The 16,657-nt window shown below is 56.8% G+C and carries 10 protein-coding genes and 1 pseudogene; 2 read left to right on the forward strand and 9 right to left on the reverse strand.

Translation table 11 applies throughout. The features are described 5' to 3' along the window. Positions 1 to 28: 28 nt before the first annotated feature. The 7 genes and pseudogenes from ACKPCT_RS14440 to ACKPCT_RS14470 all read right to left on the reverse strand — a co-directional run bounded on the left by ACKPCT_RS14440 (position 29) and on the right by ACKPCT_RS14470 (position 9,118). Positions 29 to 1,027 (reverse strand): BMP family lipoprotein, encoded by a 999-nt coding sequence (locus ACKPCT_RS14440; protein WP_319567240.1) that lies wholly within the window; start codon positions 1,025 to 1,027, stop codon positions 29 to 31. A gap of 525 nt (positions 1,028 to 1,552) precedes the next feature. Further along, positions 1,553 to 4,051, reverse strand: a complete 2,499-nt coding sequence (hrpB, locus tag ACKPCT_RS14445) for an ATP-dependent helicase HrpB (RefSeq protein ID WP_319567241.1) — start codon at positions 4,049 to 4,051, stop codon at positions 1,553 to 1,555. Positions 4,052 to 4,092: 41 nt separating this feature from the next. Beyond that, entirely contained in the window at positions 4,093 to 4,773 is a 681-nt protein-coding gene (locus ACKPCT_RS14450; RefSeq protein ID WP_244544601.1) for an ATP-binding cassette domain-containing protein, read from the reverse strand. 59 nt (positions 4,774 to 4,832) lie between these two features. Next, positions 4,833 to 6,530 (reverse strand): ABC transporter permease, encoded by a 1,698-nt coding sequence (locus ACKPCT_RS14455; RefSeq protein ID WP_319567242.1) that lies wholly within the window; start codon positions 6,528 to 6,530, stop codon positions 4,833 to 4,835. An 81-nt stretch (positions 6,531 to 6,611) separates the two neighbouring features. Continuing rightward, complete coding sequence (locus ACKPCT_RS14460; RefSeq protein WP_407652491.1) at positions 6,612 to 7,775, reverse strand: ABC transporter substrate-binding protein; 1,164 nt, start codon at positions 7,773 to 7,775, stop codon at positions 6,612 to 6,614. Between the two features lie 349 nt (positions 7,776 to 8,124). After that, positions 8,125 to 8,612: pseudogene (gene bfr / locus ACKPCT_RS14465) on the reverse strand (bacterioferritin). 233 nt (positions 8,613 to 8,845) lie between these two features. Then, positions 8,846 to 9,118 carry a (2Fe-2S)-binding protein gene (locus ACKPCT_RS14470; RefSeq protein WP_319567244.1) on the reverse strand — a complete coding sequence of 91 codons (273 nt, stop codon included), beginning with the start codon at positions 9,116 to 9,118 and terminating at the stop codon, positions 8,846 to 8,848. 135 nt (positions 9,119 to 9,253) lie between these two features. On the opposite strand from ACKPCT_RS14470, the gene ACKPCT_RS14475 reads away from it, so the two are divergent. Then, on the forward strand, positions 9,254 to 10,000 hold the full coding sequence (locus ACKPCT_RS14475) for an SDR family NAD(P)-dependent oxidoreductase (RefSeq protein ID WP_319567245.1): 747 nt from the start codon (positions 9,254 to 9,256) through the stop codon (positions 9,998 to 10,000). Between the two features lie 332 nt (positions 10,001 to 10,332). Continuing rightward, on the forward strand, positions 10,333 to 11,184 hold the full coding sequence (locus ACKPCT_RS14480) for a DUF2189 domain-containing protein (RefSeq protein ID WP_319567246.1): 852 nt from the start codon (positions 10,333 to 10,335) through the stop codon (positions 11,182 to 11,184). A gap of 204 nt (positions 11,185 to 11,388) precedes the next feature. Here the strand turns inward: ACKPCT_RS14480 and ACKPCT_RS14485 are convergent, their stop codons facing one another. Together ACKPCT_RS14485 and ACKPCT_RS14490 are read right to left on the reverse strand one after the other, a co-directional pair. Further along, on the reverse strand, positions 11,389 to 14,790 hold the full coding sequence (locus tag ACKPCT_RS14485; protein WP_319567247.1) for an efflux RND transporter permease subunit: 3,402 nt from the start codon (positions 14,788 to 14,790) through the stop codon (positions 11,389 to 11,391). Then, positions 14,787 to 16,247, reverse strand: a complete 1,461-nt coding sequence (locus tag ACKPCT_RS14490; RefSeq protein ID WP_319567248.1) for an efflux RND transporter periplasmic adaptor subunit — start codon at positions 16,245 to 16,247, stop codon at positions 14,787 to 14,789. Before ACKPCT_RS14490 ends, ACKPCT_RS14485 begins: the two co-directional genes overlap by 4 nt. Positions 16,248 to 16,657 lie beyond the last annotated feature (410 nt).

A 16,657-nucleotide genomic window follows, 5' to 3' on the forward strand; every position in this document is an offset into this window, starting at 1 on the left:
GGGCACATTTCATTTCAGGGTCAACTACTTAGAATGGGCAGCTGTTGTCGGCACGGTAATCGTGGACAACGATCTTGCCATCAATGATTTCCTTGGATGCCTGATCGACAGCTGCGCGCATGTCATCGGTGATCAGGTCCTTGTTGTTTTCATCATCAGCCCAGGCCACGCCATCTTCAGCCAGGCCGAGAACATAGATGCCTGAAGACCAGTCGTCAGAGGCCAGATCCTTGAAGGCATTGTAAACAGCGGTATCAACGCGCTTGACCATGGAGGTCAGGACGTTGCCCGGATGCAGGGCATTCTGGTTGGAGTCAACACCGATACCCAGTTTACCTGCATCAGCTGCGGCCTGCAAAACGCCAGCGCCCGAACCGCCAGCAGCGTGATAGATCACGTCAGCGCCACGGTCGATCTGGGATTTTGTCAGCTCGCCACCCTTCACAGGGTCATTCCATGCAGCACCGGTGGTGCCAATCATGTTTTCAAAGATTTCAATGTCCGGATTGGCAGCCTTGGCACCCTGCTTGTAACCGCAAGCAAAAGCGCGGATGAGCGGGATGTCCATACCACCAACGAAGCCGACCTTGCCGGTCTGTGATGCTTTGGCTGCCAGAAGACCGACGAGGAAGGAGCCTTCATGCTCCTTGAAAACGATCGAACGCACGTTTGGCAGGTCTACAACCATATCAACGATAGCAAATTTCGTTTCCGGGAATTCCGGAGCCACTTTCTTCAGGGCTTCAGCCTGAGAAAAACCGATAGCCACGATCGGATCATATCCGCGCTGGGCAAAGCGACGCAGAGCCTGTTCGCGCTGGGCATCATTCTGGATCTCGAAGTCACGATAGTCAGTGCCGGTATCCTTCTGGTAGGCTTCCGCACCATTATAGGCGGACTGGTTGAAGGACTGGTCGTTTTTACCGCCCAGGTCATAGACCACAGCAGGCTTGATTTCAGCAGCGAGTGCAGGTGCTACAACCATCATGGTTGCCAGTGCAGCAGCACCGAAAAATTGACGCAACATGTCTAACCCCTTTTAATTGGTATGCTGTATCGATTGCTCAATCGATCGCTTCAACGATCTGTTGTTCTATCATGTTTTGCCCTGACCCCGGATTGCGCTTAAGCAGCATGAAGACCGATAAAGTCGAAAAACGACCGGTTCCATTCGTAACAACTTGTCGGCAAACTGAGGGCCTCTTGCAACACATTGCGGACAGTCTTGCACGGTCTGATGCTCTTTGCAGCCAGAATCTTCGCTTTTCACCACCGGGATGAGGCCTTTTGTTGCATTTATCAGTCCCCGCAAGCAAAAAGCGTTTCCCAGCCTCTTGTTAAGAGAGAATTGGCGATAAAAACACGAGCCATTTTGAAAAATCGTGATACGAATCCGAATAAATTTGAGGGATTTTTTCACCCCCGCTCTCATTTTACGAACAGCAAGAACCGATTTGCTATCAAGCGTGCCATAAATGATTTGTTGATAACTAACCCTTTGGCGCAAATCTGATGTCTATGAGCGGCTATCAGGTCTTCCCACCACTAAGGATCATTTGCGGGGCTTGGCGCGGCGGGTTGCTTCGGTGTTGATCGGATCATCCGGCCAGACATGCTTTGGATATTGCCCGCGCATATCCGCCTTGACATCTTTCCACGATCCACGCCAGAAGCCTGGCAGATCACGCGTCACCTGAATGGGGCGCTGGGCAGGAGAGAGCAGATGTAACAGCAGCGGCAGCTTTCCGCCCATAATCGCCGGATGCACATCAAGGCCAAACAATTCCTGCACGCGCACGGCAAGAACAGGGCCATTTTCAGCTGCATAATCAATGGGAATACGCGAGCCGGTGGGCACGGTAAAATGGGTTGGCAGTGCCGTTTCCAGCGCAGCCAACCGATCATAGGGCACCATGGCTTTAAGTGCCGCAGAAAGGTCACCGGCAGAGATATCCGAGAGAGCCATTTTGCCGGCAAGGAAAGGGGCAAGCCAATTTTCCAGCCCGTCCAGCAACCCCTGATCGGAAAGATCCGGCCAGCCATCTTCCCGCTCGGAAACAAAGCGCACACGACCGCGCCAGCGCTCAAGCTCCTTGGTGAAGGGTAAGAGCCGCAGCCCCCCTTTGCGAATCGCGCCTATCAGCGCCTTCTGGATCGCGTCGGCTGAGGGCTCTTTCAAGCGCTGTTCGGCCAACACAATGCGCCCCAGCCGCGTTTGCAGCTTGGCGGAAACAGCTCCTGAATTCTGGTCAAAACTGATGGCTTCTTCCTGATGGATGAGAGCAGCGAACTCCTCTTCGATGACCTTGCGGGCAATGGGGGCAGCCAGCGTTATACGCGCGTTGGCAGCAGCGCCTTGCAGATCGGCCACAACGAGGAAGGTCTCCGCGTTGAGCGGATCATCAGGCTGGAGCACACCTCCACGGCCCGAAGCCAGCAGATAGCGCCCCTCGGCGCCGCGTCGCATGGCAATCCGGTCCGGATAGGCAAGCGCCAGAATGCGGCCAGCGTCCTCAGTATTCGCCCTCTTGTCGCGGCTCTTGCCAGTCCAGCGTTTGGCCAGCGCTTTGATATCCCTTGCCCGCGGCAATTTCCCAGCGATGAGATCCTGTAACAGACGGCGCATATCATTGTGGCGCAAGCGTCCCCCCTCGCTTAGCAGTGCTGCCATCATCGCAGCCAGTTCCTCAGCCCCTGCCTTGCGGGCCATGACGAGCATATGCGCGAGCCGTGGCGGCAGAGGCAAGGCGGCCAGCGCCTTGCCATGGGCCGTGATCGCTGCTGCGTCATCCAGCGCGCCGAAGGATTGCAGCAGCTTGACCGCTTCGGCCCAACCGGCTGCGGGCGGTTCATCCAGCCATCTGAGATTGGTTGGGTCACTCTCGCCCCAAAGTGCCAGATCCAACACAAGGCGGGAGAGATCTGTCTCAAGAATTTCAGGCGGCTCGAAGGCAGGCAGCGCGGCGGTTTGCCCCTTGTCCCAAAGACGATAGCAGATACCCGGCTCGGTACGACCGGCGCGCCCCTGTCGCTGATCGGCACTGGCGCGGGAAACGCGCACTGTCTCCAACCGCGAAATGCCAAGGTTGGGCTCAAAGCGAGGACGTCGCACAAGGCCAGCATCAATGATGATACGGACGCCATCGATGGTCAGCGAAGTTTCGGCAATGGAGGTGGCCAGCACGATCTTGCGTTTGCCTTCTGGCGGCGATGCAATGGCGCGATCCTGATCCTTGCCTTCCATGGCGCCATAGAGCGGGGCAAGGATGATGTCTTTATCCCTCTTGAGCTGCTCGGCCAGACGATCCTCGACGCGATGGATTTCGGCCTGTCCGGGCAGGAAGACCAGAAGCGAGCCTTCATCCTCGTTCAACGCTTGCAGCACGGCATCACAGACGGCACTTTCCAGCCTGTCGTGCGGTTTGCGCGGCAGATGGCGGGTCTCGACCGGATAGGCGCGCCCCATGCTCTCGATAACCGGCGCTCCTTCGAGAATGGAAGCCACACGCCCCCCATCCAGCGTGGCGGACATGACCACGAGGCGCAAATCTTCACGCAAGGCCGCCTGCCCTTCAAGCGTGAAGGCCAGCGCCATATCCGCATCAAGACTACGCTCGTGGAATTCATCGAACACAACCGCCGCAACTCCCTCAAGGCTGGGGTCATCCACGATCATGCGGGCGAAGACGCCCTCCGTTACCACTTCGATGATGGTCTCCTTGGAAATGCGGCTTTCCATGCGCACCCGATAGCCGACGCGCTTGCCAACCGGCTCACCAAGCAGCTGTGCCATGCGACGGGCCGCCGCCCTTGCGGCAAGACGGCGCGGCTCGAGCATGATAATCTTGCCATTGCCCTCTGACGTCATGGCAGCAAGCCATGGCTGATCGAGCAAGGCCAGCGGTACGCAGGTGGTTTTACCGGCACCGGGTGGCGCGATCAGCACGGCCCGTGTCCCCGTGTCAAGCGCGGCCAGAAGGCCGGGCAATGCTTCCCGGATGGGCAGATCAGGCAGAAAGGCGGGCAATGAAATGGAAGGCTTCTCGGTCATATGTTGGCCCTAACCGCTCCATGGAGAGAAGGCAAGCAAATTCATCCAACCATGCCGTTTGGTGCAAGGCGAATGATGCGCCCTTGCGCTGCTCTGGCGTCTTCCTCGTCATGGGTCACCAACAGTGTAGGCAGCCCTTCTGATCGCGCCCGTTCGAACACATGATGTCGCATACGGACGCGCAAATCTGCATCGAGCTTGGAGAAAGGTTCATCCAGCAACAGAGCGCGCGGTTGGGAAAGCAGGGTGCGCGCCAAGGCGACCCGTGCCTTCTGACCGCCAGAGAGGGTCTCAGGATCGCGCCCTTCAAAGCCAGCCATATTGATGGCCTCCAGCGCCTCGCAAACACTGGCCTTTCTTGCAGCCCGTCCCTTGACGGCACGGGTCAGTCCGAAGGCCAGATTGCCGCCGACGGAGAGATGAGGGAAGAGCAAGGGATCCTGAAAAAGAATTCCGATATGGCGCCGCTCTGCTGACAAGGAAGAGACATCTTTGCCATCGAGCCACACCCGCCCCTCCCCCTCAAAGGCGGGAGGCAGAAATCCGCCTATATAGGCCAGCAACGTGGATTTTCCTGAGCCGGACGGCCCCATTATGGTCACCACTTCGCCAGCGGCAACAGACAGAGAAAGATGGATCAGGCAATCGCCCGCAAGACGAATTTTCACCTCTTCGAGCATCATCGGCTCTTGCGGCATTCTGTTGGTCTGTGTGTTCGTCATACAGGTCTCTTTGAAATCTTCTCTTGCTGCTGCGCTGCTTTGTTAGAAAAAGCACCATTTCAGCGGTCGGTCGGGGCCATGCCGCGCCGGTTTTTATAGAACAGGGTCGGGATCAGTGTGGCAATGAGAAATCCCACAAAAGGAAGCAGCATCTGCATGAGGGCATAAACGCCGATCAGGCGCCGATTGCCTCCCGCGCTCAAGGCCACAGCTTCGGTGGTGATGGTTTCCCAGCGTCCGCCACCGATCAGCAGCGTTGGCAGATACTGCCCGATAGAGACAGCAAAGCCTACAGCCGCCGCCGTCAAAATGGGGCGAAGCAACATCGGCAGGCGCACCCGCCAGAAAATGGCCCACGCGCTGCGGCCAAGGGCCGTTGCCATCTGCATATAGCGCGGATCAAGGGCATGCCACTGGTCGCTCAGCGACAAAAAGATATAGGGCAAGGTGAAGATCAGGTGGCCGAACACCAGCGCCCAGAGTGCATAGCTGGCGTTGACGGTCAGCAGGATCAACTGCAATCCGAACAGAAAGGCGACCTGCGGCACGATCAGTGGCAGATAGAGGATCACCATGGCGCTGCGCCCAGATCGTTTGCCCATGCGGCTTTGCGCTTCCAGCGTGGCAAGGGTCATGACAATGCCGACAACGGTCGCCAGTCCACCAATGAGCACGGCGTTGTAGAGCGGCTCCATAAGCATCGGCCCCTGCCGCATCCATGTATTAAGGGAAAGGCTGACGGGAACCGCATCGGGAAATCGCCAGAAGCCCGCAAAAGACCAAAGCACAAGGCCCCCAAGGCTTAGCAGCATCAACAACACGGCAGCTACATTGAGCGATGCAGCAAGGCGTCGGGCCCACTCGTCTCGCTGAAAGCGCAAGCCGGATTGGACAAGGCAGCCAAGCAACCGGCTGGCCATCCTTTCTCCGCCCCACCAGATCCCCAGCGCGGCCAGCGTAACAAGCAATTGCAGGATGGCACCAGCGGACGCCAGAAAACGCATCGATAGGTTCGGGTCACTCATCCAGCGCACCAGCTGAACCGCCAGCGGCGGCGGGTTGGTTGGCCCCAGAATGAGGGCGACATCCACCACGGACGAAGCATAGGCGATGACAGCAAAGATCGGCAGGCGGATCTGTCGATAGAGACGCGGCCAGACAGCATGCACCCAGCCGACCATCGGCCCATAGCCAAGACTGCGGACAAGATTTTGCGTCCGGCGCGGCTCAGTCTGTGGCAGAGCGGCAAGACTGACAAGTAGCAAAAACGGCAATTCCTTGATCGTCAGTCCCGCAATCATGGCAAGACCATAAGGATCATGAGGGAAAAACCAGTCCGGCGGCCGGCTCCAGCCGGTCAGTTCTGGAGAGATCATCCGCACGATCCAGCCCGATGGGGCCAGCAAAAAGGCAAATCCGAGCGCCGTCGCCGCATGGGGAATGGAGAGCAGCGGCGAGATCATCCGCACCATCCAGCGAAACAGCCGTGTACCGGACCAAGCACTGAGCAGGCCGATCACCATCAGCATGGCCAACAGGGTCGCCAATAGTCCGCTTGCCAAGCTCAGTGCGATCGAGCGTGCAAGGCCCGGTGTCGCAAGAAGCGCCCGCACGGGCTCCAAAGTCAGGCTATCGCCCCCCAGCACCGGCAACCAGCCAAAGGTGGGCAACAGCGCGCCCAGCAATCCGGCCAAAACCGGCCCAAGCATCAGCAGGCTGATCAGCATCGGGGCACTATGAAGGGGCCGAAAGCGCATGGTGGGGTCTCGTTCTGATCAGGGACTGGCCGGATTGCTGGCCTCAAGTTTGCACCTGCTTGTTTGTTTCTCCTGGTGCAATCACTGCACGCCGTAATGGCTGGTCCAGTCTTTCTCCAGCCGCTCCATCCATGAGGCATGGGGCTCTGGCAGAGCGGGGCCGAAGTCTTCCGGCTTCAGCGTCGCCACACCAAGCTCCAACGCATCAAAGCGAGCCTTGTCCTCATTGGGGAGGCTGGTGATATCCAGAACCGTTGGGTCGCCCCAGATGGCGGGGTCCTGCTTGCGAACCTGCGCCTCGGGGGAAAGCAGGAAGTTGGCGAGTACCATCGCCCCTTCCTTTGCATTGGCGTTAAAGGGAATGGCCACAAAATGGCTGTTGCCGATGGTGCCTCCCTCAAAGGTGAAGGAGCGCACCGTGTCGGGCAATTCATCATTGGCAATGGCAGCAGAGGCATCACCGGGATTGAAGGTGAAGGCGATTTCGATTTCGCCATCGGCCAGCAAATTCTTAAGGCTCGACACATTGTCCGGAAAGGCCTTGGCTTCGCGCCAGAGATAGGGATGCAACGCATCCAGATAGGCGAAGAGCTTATCGGACACGGTCTTGTAATTTTCCTCTGTCACCGGACGGGAGAGCACGGACGGATCATCAGCCAGCTCAAGCGCCAATTGCTTGAGGAAGGTGGAGCCGATAAAATCCGGCGGCTTCGGATAGGCGAAACGCCCCGGATGCGCCTTGGCCCAATCGAGCAATGCTGTGGCAGACTTTGGCACCTCTTTAGTGATGGCGCTATCATAATAGAAAGACAGCTGCGCCATACCCCAGGGGCTTTCCAGCCCATCGGTGGGCACGGTGAAATCTGTCGTAAGGGTTGGCTTGCCTTTGACATCGGCAAATTGATAATTGGGCAGATCCGGCGCCCAGCTCATGGGCAATAGCAATCCCTTTTCCTTAAGAGATGCGAAATTCTCGCCATTGATCCAGACCAGATCAACCGAGCCACCGTCTTCCTTGCCAGCAGCTTTTTCAGCGATGATCTGGGAAACCACATTGGCCGTGTCTCCCACCTTGACATGCTTGACGGTGACGCCATAGCGCCCTTTCACCTTCGCACCGGCCCAATCGATATAGGCATTGATGCGATCAGCACCGCCCCATGCGTGGAAATAGACCGTTTGCCCCTTGGCTTTTTCCAACACGGCAGGCCAGTCTTTTACATTGACGGCTCCGGCCTGCACCATGGATGGTAAGGCCGCAAAGGCAGCGGCCAGCACAGCCTTTTTCAAGACAGTCAATCGCGTTTGGCGGGGGGGAAGGGCAGTGATAAGCGCCTTGGAATAGCCCGCAGTCAAAGGCCGTGCGATCATGGCAATCTCTCCTGTTCTTGATCCGCATTATACTTGCGGTAGCTTGTGTTTTGCTTTGCTGTTTGTTTCAGCTTCCACACTACACGGTCAATTCACAAGTGGTTGAAACGCGGTTGATCTCTCCCTTTGGTATCAACACCAAATGAAAAGCCCCGCAGCCAGACAGGCAACGGGGCTTGATGACATTTGGTCAATCGATAAAGGGGACTTGAGCGAAAGGCGCTTAGTCCTCCGCAGCTCCGGCGTTATCAGCCTGCAATTGGGCGTATTTTTCCTTGCCGAGCGTTTCGAGCAGATTGAGCTGGGTTTCGAGGAAGTCGATATGGCCCTCTTCGTCTGCCATCAGCTCTTCAAACAACTTCATGCTGATATAGTCGCCAGCATCGTTGCAGGCGTCGCGCCTTCCTTATAGAGGGTCCGTGCAGAGACTTCGCCCTTCAGGTCACTTTCAAGAATTTCCTTGATGGACTGGCCGATCATCAGGGGATCGAGCATCTGTAGGTTCGGATGCCCTTCCAGAAACAGGATGCGTTCGATGAATTTATCAGCATGCTGCATTTCCTCGATGGATTCCTCGCGCCATTTGGCCGCCATCTTCGAAAAGCCCCAGTCTTCCAGTAGACGGTAATGCAGCCAATATTGGCTGACTGCTGTCAATTCGCTGCGCAAGCCCTTGTTTAGATATTCAATTACTGTCTCGTTGCCCTTCATGATGGTCCCTTTGAATGTAATTGTCAGGTTTCAAGGTCGAATTATGCGAAAATGGCCGGTCTTGTGTCTGGTCGATGTCTCTGCTTGCCTCACGCCTACGCGGTCAGCTGCATGTGCAGCCTTCAGCCCGCACACTCCAATGCGCAAAGAAGCCTGGCCCGAGTCACCGAGAAGAAAGTAAACCACGCCCTGACGATCCGGTCAAAAACTCCCTCCTGAATCTGGCAAAGATTTCAGGAGAAGCCGGGGCAATCATTCGGCGCACCATGGAAGCTGGGTTGCTTGGCGCGGGCAATCTCATCGGTACGGGCAATGGCAACATCATGACCATTCTGCAGAAGAATTGCTTCAATCATCGGACGGCAACAGCCGCATTTGGCCTTACAGCCGCGCCCCTGATAGATCTGGTTGGAATGGATCGGGGCGTCAGAATCCTCTTTGGCAAGCCTGTCCGCTATCTCGAGAATCTCATGATCGGTAATTTTGTTACAGTGGCAAATGAACATCAAAGGCCCGTTTATTGCTGGCGGATTGCATGTGCGTGTCGCGTACAGTGTCATATAGGGTCAATGGTAGCCATTGGCAAATAGGCAGCGGAACCATATCTAGAATGAAGGCACACTCATCAATGAGGAAACATCATGGAGCCTTCCGAAAACAGAACCCTGCTGCTCACTGGCGCCAGCCGCGGCATCGGGCATGCAACGGTCAAACGCTTTTCTGACGCTGGATGGCGCGTTTTCAGTTGCTCTCGTCATGCCTTCTCGGACAAGTGCCCCTGGCCGATGGGCGAAGAGAACCATATTCAGGTGGATCTGGCCAATCCGGCGACCATTGACGAGGCCATTGGCGTGATCAAGGAACGGCTGAAGACCCATGACTGCAAGCTGCACGCGCTGGTCAACAATGCCGCCATCAGCCCCAAGGATGAGGAAAGCCAGCGGCTTGACACGTTGCAGACACCGCTAGACCTCTGGCACAAGGTGTTTGCCGTCAACTTCTTTGCTCCCATCATGTTGGCCCGTGGCCTGATCGACGAACTGAAGGCGGCACAGGGGTCCATCGTCAATGTAACCAGCATTGCGGGCATGCGCGTGCATCCTTATGCAGGCGCTGCCTATGCCACCTCGAAAGCAGCTCTCGCCTCTCTGACCAGAGAAATGGCCGCCGACTTCGGCCCTCACGGTATTCGCGTCAACGCCATTGCGCCGGGAGAAATCGACACCTCCATTCTTTCTCCGGGTACGGAAAAGATTGTTGAAACGATCCCCATGCGGCGGCTGGGCCAGCCTTCAGAAGTGGCAAACACCATTTATTATCTCTGCACGGAGGCCAGTTCCTATGTTTCCGGCGCGGAAATCCATATCAATGGCGGCCAGCATGTTTGAAGCCTGAGGCCAGGTTCGGGCTCTTTCACCTGCGCGTCACAGGCAGAACCTCGTCCGAAAAGATAAACTTTTTGTGAGTCACAAGCGCCAGTTGCAGATTGCGGCTGGCGACGCATTCTCCTTTTTATGATTTTTACCCAATAGCTTAAGCCCAATCGGAATCGAGGTTCCGTTGCTTTTTTGTTTGCATCTTGTTCAGATTAGAACCAATTGCGACTTTCTGTCGCACCTGTTTCGCGTTAGCCTTCTCTTTCAAACATGAGGGAATGGCGGACAAGACACGCAGGAAGCCAAGCATGTCGCCACCGCCAGCATTTTGCGGGAGGATGAACGTGACCGACGTTGCTCAGGATTTTTCAGCTTTATCGTCCACACCGGGCAGGCCGACAGACAGCCGTGCCAAAAAGCCGGTGTTGCAGCCGCTCAGCATGGATGATCTATCCGAAGCGCTTAGCGCGGGCTTGCGGGATTTTCGCGGCAGCGCTCCCTATGGTCTGTTCTTTGGTGGGTTTTATGCTCTGGGCGGCTGGTTTCTCTTCTGGATGCTATCAGCGTACAACATGCCCTATCTGGTCTATCCGCTAGCCTCTGGTTTTGCCCTCATCGCGCCTTTTGTGGCTGCCGGCCTTTATGAAGTCAGCCGCCGCCGTGAAGAAGGGCTTGAGATTGCCCCGGCCCAGATTTTCGGCGCCGTCTTTGGCGAACGCTCAAAAGAGCTTCGCTGGATGGCCCTGATCACCGGATTTGCCTTCATCATCTGGATCGATATCGCGATTTTCCTTTATGTGATCTTTTTCGGGCTGCATCCGGTAAATCCGGCGGCCTTGATCGACACGATCCTGCTGACACCTCAGGGGGCCATGTTTCTACTGGCGGGCAATCTGATCGGGGCCCTTCTGAGCCTCGCGGTTTTCTCGATAACGGCGATTTCCTTTCCCATGCTGTTGCATAAGGATGTGGATTTCATCACCGCCATGATCACGTCGATCAAATGCGTTATGTCGAACAAGAAGGTCATGATCAGCTGGGGCATCTTCATCGGTTTTATGATGATGATCTGCCTGGCCTCGTTCCTGCTTGGCTTGGTGGTCATCCTGCCATTGCTCGGTCATGCCACATGGCATCTTTACCGGCGCGCTGTCCGCTTTGATGAAGCGGCCCCGGATCTTGCCGATCAAGTATAAGAAACGACGAATGGCGTTCTCTTACTTCGCTGGCTTGTCCGTGCCTTTCACACAGCCTCCGTGTCCCCAAAATGGCGGTGAAAGGGCCGAAGCCCAACCGGCAGAATGGACGAGCACTCAGCCGCGCGCAGGTCAGCTCACACTGACCTCGCGCGTTTTTATGTAAAATGACCTTATCACAGCAGAGACTGCTCCGGCCTTACGCTACTCCGCCGGACTATGCTCGGCTGGCCTTTTGCTGCCATGCAACAGGAAGGTCAGGCCACGCTTGATGTCTCCCCCGACACCAAACAGGCTCGGCACCAGAAACAACACGAACAGGGTAGCCACAGCCAACCCGAAGACGATGGTGATCGCCATGGGTTTGAGGAACTGGGCCTGCGGCGAGGTCTCAAACAGCATCGGCGCCAAACCTCCCACCGTGGTGAGCGAGGTCAGCACGACAGCGCGCAAACGGTCGCAACTTGCCCCGATCGCGGCGTGACGCAGGGTCTGTCCATGGGCGATGCGTTCATCCAGACGGCTGACCAGAATGATCGAGTCATTGACCAGAATGCCTGCAAGACCCAACAGGCCGATCAGGGACAGGATGGTCAACTGGAAGCCGAGCAGATAATGCCCAAGGATAGCGCCAACCAGTCCGAAGGGGATGATCATCATGATCGCGAAGGGGCGCGTGTAGGAGGCAAAGATCCAGGCCAGAATGATATAGATCGCCGCCAACGCAATCATCAAACCGATGCGAAGATCGGCAAAAGCATCCATACGCTCTTCGTTCCGACCGGAGAAATGATAATCGATGCCATATTGGTTGGCGACTTGAGGCATCAGGGTCCGATCCAGCTCGGCGACCAGTTCCGTTGCTGTTACCACTTCTGCGTCCACATCGGCCGTAACAGCAATGGTGGTCTTGCCATCAAAGCGCTGAATGGAGGAAAAGCCTTGCCGGTCGGCGATCTGAACCACCTCGGTGAGAGGCACAAAGGTGCCTTGCGGGCTTCTTAGCCAAAGGCTGCGCAGACTGTCTACATTGGCATGGGAAAGCCGCTTCAGACGCACTTCCACCTCTTCATCCAGAATAGCCAGTTTACGGGCCGTGCGACCTTCAATCAGGTCGCGCACCTGCTCACCCACCGTCTGGGCAGTAAAGCCAAGGCTACGGCCGCGAGGCGTCAAGGCCAGCGTCAGTTCCGGCTTGCCGTAGGGCATGTTGTCATCAAGCTCGCTGACGCCGGGATAGGCGGAAAGGCGTTCCTGCAAATCAAGCGACGCACGCTTGAGCACATCAGGACTGCCGCCCGTCAGGCGGATATCCAGGTCAGCCCCCGGAGGGCCGCCGCGCTGACCGCGAATGGAGGCACGCTTCAAGCCGGCCATGTCAGGCATGTTGCGATTAAGGGCGCGAATGAAGGCAGGCGTGCGGATGCTGCGCTGCTCCGATGGCGTCAAGCGCAGGCGCAGGGAAGCAACATTGTCAGCAGTAGTGCGACCAGACTGGCCCAGCGTGACGAAGGAAGCGATCACAAGTTTTTCGCCCTTGCCGATTTCCCGCTCGGTTTGATACACGACATCATCCACACGCTTGGCAATTTTTACTGCGTCTTCTTCCAGAATGCCCACATTGAAGGTCATGGAAATGGTGACAGTTTCCGCCTCTGCCGAAGGAAAAAAGACAAAGCCGACGCGTCCTCCCGCCACAAGGCCGCCCATGATTGTCATTGCGGCAATGCAGAGGGCCAGCGTCGTGTAGCGCCAATCATAGGACAGGGTCACAATCTTGCGGAACGGACCGTCCCTTAGCGCATTAAAGCCCTTATCGAACTTTCTGCGAAAAGCGCTCTCACTCATGCGGCCATGGTTGGCGCGGAAATCGGTGCGGCGTAGTTTGCGCACATGCAGCGCTTCGATAAGGGTTGAGATAACCGCAGCAATGGCAATGAACACCAAAAGCGCGACCATACTGCCTTCCGCAAACAGACCATGCAGCCATTGCCAGAGAGACTGGGTAGCACCGCCGAATTTACCCACCATCTCGGGCGAAAGACCATAGAAGAGCACCATCGGTAGCAGCAGAATAAGGCCAATGGTAATGACCCGTCGCACGCTCCAGTTTCGATTATGGCTGGGTGTCATGGAGTGCGCCAGATGGCCGGGCAGTATGAAGAAACACTCCACAAAGCTTGCCGTCAACACGGCGATAACGACCAAGGGCAGAACGCCCATCATCTGGCCGATTACCCCGCCGATCAGCAGGATGGGGCCAAAGGCAGCGACCGTGGTAAGCGAGGCTGCCGTGACGGGCAACAGCATCCGACTGCCGCCCCCTTGTGCGGCAACGGGTCCGGGATCTCCGGCCTGATAGCGGGTGGTGGTTTCCTCCCCTACGACGATGGCGTCATCGACGATAACCCCCAACATCATGATGAAGGAGAAGAGCGACATCATGTTGATGCTTTGGCCCAACGCCAGCAGTACAACGCACGAAGCCAGCATGGAAATGGGAATGCCTGCCGTGACCCAAAGGGCCGTGCGCAGATTGAGGAACAGCGCCAGAATAACCATGACCAGAATGATACCCGATGCGGCATTCTTGACCAGCAGCAGGATGCGATCCACCAGCGCTTCGGCCAAGGCGTCATATTGGGTAATCTTCAGGGTCGGCGGGAAAACGCCTTCGATGGATTTAAGATAATCGTTGACGATAGCCGAGGCTTCCAGCGAATCCGCAGACGGGGCCCGTCGAACGATCAGCTGGATCGCGGACTCGCCGCGCATAATGCCTCGCACCTGATCCGGGTCCAGCCGTCGCTCGACACGGGCAATATCACCCAGAGCCACGCTGGAGCCATCAATGCCGGAGATGATCTTGATGTCCGAAAGGCTTTCCGGCGTCTCTTCGTTGGCCAGCGTGCGGACCTGCTTCTCGAAACCGTCCTGCACATTGCCAGAGGGCAGATCGCGACTGTTGGAGGCAATCTGGCTGCCGATATCCTGCACGGTCAGCCCGAGGCGGCGCATGTCATAATCGAAAAGCCCGACAAAGAATTCCTCATCCCGCAAGCCGGTGAAATCAACCGTGTCGATGCCTCTGTCAATGAGATCATCACGGATCTCCTTGGCAAATCCCCGGAGTGAAGCTTCATCAAAGGGTCCTGACAGGATCAGCCGGGCCACATCATCGCGGAACTGGCGATAGGAAACCGTCGGATCATCGGCAAGATCAGGCAGCGTGTTGATCAGATCAACAGCGGATTCCACATCCCGCAAGGCCTGCGGCATGTCCACGCCCTGTTTGAATTCAAGGATGATGTAGGCGCTGCCTTCCCGCGCATAGGACGTTACCTTGTCGATGCCATCGATGAAGCGCACCTTGGGCTCGATGATCTCGAGAATGTTGGCTTCGACATCTTCAGCGCTGGCACCAGACCAACTAACGGAGATCTCGATGGTATCTGAATCAATCGTCGGGAAGAACTGGCTGTTCATACGAGACAGGGCGAAGAGGCCCGCCACCAGCAGGATGATCATCAACAGGTTGGCAGCATTGGGGTGATGCACGAAAAAGCCGACCATGCCCCCTTTGCCGTCCTTGTCAAAACGGCTCATTGAGGTGCCCTCCCCTTGTCGGCGGCGTCGACCTCACCACTCTTAGAACCTTCTTCAAGGGGCTTTACTTCCATGGCGGGCACAACGAGCTTCAAGCCCGGACCGGCCTCGGCCACACGGGTGGTGACGATCTGGGCGCCCTCTTTGAAGGCTGCACCATCGATCAGGGCATCATCGCCTAGATAGGCCAATACCTTGACATCCCTTGGGGCCATGCGCCCCTCTTCGTTGACATAGACGCGGTTGCCGCCATAAATCGCGGCCTGCGGAATGGAAATGGCGTTTTCATAGACCTGATCAGGCACCAACAGCTCAACAAAGGTACCAGCCCTTAGCCCCGCATCGGGCTCAAGACGGGCATAAACTTCAATACCCCCATTGGCCGCATTCACCTCCGGGGTGATCCGCGTGATGGTTGCTTGGTGTGGGCTGACCTGCTCACCAAGTTGCCAGTTGACCGTTATGCTCTGGCCGATCAGTGTCGCCCCTTGAGTGGTCAGCCGCCCATATTGCGCGTCTGACAGGGTGAAACGGACATCCATTTCTTCAGGATCATAGAGTGACACGAGGGTGTCGCTACCCGAAACAGAACGGCCCAACTCTACCGATTTGCTTTGCACCAACCCACGATAGGGTGCATTGAGGGTGGTATTGGCAAGATTACGACGGGCTAGCTCAAGCCGCCAGTCGAGCCGCTCCAGATTGGCTTTCTGCTGTTCGATCTGGGAGGCGAGTACTTCGAGATTGAATTGACGGCTTTCCACGCTCTGTTGCCGCTGGGAAACGGTCAGCCTGCGGGTTTCCAGCGCTTGCTGCGTGAGGCTACCGCTGACCGCCAGCGTCTCGGCCCGATCCAGATCATTCTGTGCCAGAGTCAGCTGTTCCTTGAGCCGCCCAAGAGCCACCTTGTCGCTTTCAAGGGACACTTCGCTGGAGCGCAATTGCGCCTCGGCTTCCCTGAGATTGGCTTCCGCTTCACGGACTGCCCCTTCATAATCAAACGGATCGATGCGCACCAACGCTTCACCGGAATCCACAATCTGGCCCGTCTGCAAATTCGGATTGACCCAGACCACCTCACCGCTAACGAGCGCGCGCAGCTCTACCGGACGCGCCGCAGATACCGTGCCATAAAGAATGATATCGGGCTGAAGATCCGTTGGGGCTGCGGCTTTGATTTCAACCGCATAGCTCTTCTCGCTCGGAGGACGACGATTAACCTCGGGCTTTGAGGCAACCATTTGCCAAGCCGCAAAACCGCCAGCGGCGATCACAAGGACAGGAAGAATGAGTTTGAACGCACCGCGAAGTGTCCGCGCAAGAGCCGATGGCTTTGCCTTGCTTTCCGCCGCAGCCCGAGGATGGTTGGCGTCATGAGCCAACGGGGGGGCCAACGGGGGGGCGACTTGTTCTGTCGTCGGGCTCGGCTTCAGGTCTTTGCTATGATCGTTCATCATCTCTGGTCAACGGTTGGAACCGGATTGGCGGGACTAGCCCCTGTCTTTCCGGCTCTGAAATATCAAGGCTCGGGCTAAACCCGATGATTTTCAAGGAGTTTGGCACAGAATGGTAAATCTTCTGGCGCACTTTCTGCGGCCCCGTGCCGCACGCGGTTCGCAACAAAATTCACCATAGATCAGAAAGATAGCCCCCCATTTCCCGCAAGCGGGCCTCCTCCTCCAGAGGCTGCAGGCGCCTCCTCTGGCCATACCCCATCTGCTCGAATGCGCCCTCCCGGTTGGGCTTCATCCTGCCACTTATGCGTTTATTCCAGCCTTGATGCTTCTGCGCAATCAAATCTTTGCACTTTTTTGTATCAAGTAGAAAACTTCAGCAATAAAAAAGCCACCCGCAAATGGGGTGGCCT

It is taken from the genome of Cohaesibacter marisflavi, assembly GCF_963665895.2.
In the GTDB taxonomy this organism is placed as follows: Bacteria; Pseudomonadota; Alphaproteobacteria; order Rhizobiales; family Cohaesibacteraceae; genus Cohaesibacter; species Cohaesibacter marisflavi.

Bases quoted from the DNA above. Each gene is read 5' to 3' on its own strand.
- hrpB (WP_319567241.1), bottom strand. From the start codon at position 4,051: ATGACCGAGAAGCCTTCCATTTCATTGCCCGCCTTTCTGCCTGATCTG.
- ACKPCT_RS14460 (WP_407652491.1), bottom strand. From the start codon at position 7,775: ATGGTGCAGGCCGGAGCCGTCAATGTAAAAGACTGGCCTGCCGTGTTG.
- ACKPCT_RS14450 (WP_244544601.1), bottom strand. From the start codon at position 4,773: ATGACGAACACACAGACCAACAGAATGCCGCAAGAGCCGATGATGCTC.
- ACKPCT_RS14440 (WP_319567240.1), bottom strand. From the start codon at position 1,027: ATGTTGCGTCAATTTTTCGGTGCTGCTGCACTGGCAACCATGATGGTT.
- ACKPCT_RS14490 (WP_319567248.1), bottom strand. From the start codon at position 16,247: ATGATGAACGATCATAGCAAAGACCTGAAGCCGAGCCCGACGACAGAA.
- ACKPCT_RS14475 (WP_319567245.1), top strand. From the start codon at position 9,254: ATGGAGCCTTCCGAAAACAGAACCCTGCTGCTCACTGGCGCCAGCCGC.
- ACKPCT_RS14455 (WP_319567242.1), bottom strand. From the start codon at position 6,530: ATGCGCTTTCGGCCCCTTCATAGTGCCCCGATGCTGATCAGCCTGCTG.
- ACKPCT_RS14470 (WP_319567244.1), bottom strand. From the start codon at position 9,118: ATGTTCATTTGCCACTGTAACAAAATTACCGATCATGAGATTCTCGAG.
- ACKPCT_RS14485 (WP_319567247.1), bottom strand. From the start codon at position 14,790: ATGAGCCGTTTTGACAAGGACGGCAAAGGGGGCATGGTCGGCTTTTTC.